Below are 254 nucleotides of genomic sequence, written 5' to 3'. Positions count from 1 at the left end.
AGATCAACCGGCAGAAGATATCGCGGCCGAACTCGTCCGTTCCTGCCAGATGGGCAAGGCTCGGCGGCTGCAAGGCGTTGCTGAGCATCTGGCGGGCGGGGTCATAGGGGGCGATCAGAGGAGCAAAGATCGCCACGACCACAAGAAGTGCCAGGATCGTGAAGCCAATCATGCCCAGCGGCTCATCGGCGAGCTTGCGAAGGACCCGGCTGGACGACGAATAGATGCGCGCCGCAAGGCTTGGCGGCCGCGCC

General features: G+C 64.2%; 1 pseudogene. It reads right to left on the bottom strand.

Features of this window, described 5'->3' with window-relative positions:
• Positions 1–254 (bottom strand): annotated as a pseudogene (locus KVS69_RS19920) (hypothetical protein); the annotation flags it as partial.

This window comes from Stenotrophomonas sp. GbtcB23, from assembly GCF_019091045.1.
In the GTDB taxonomy this organism is placed as follows: Bacteria; Pseudomonadota; Gammaproteobacteria; order Xanthomonadales; family Xanthomonadaceae; genus Stenotrophomonas; species Stenotrophomonas rhizophila_A.
Note: the sequence above shows the minus strand (reverse complement) of the source record. Positions and strands in the feature narration are given on the sequence as shown.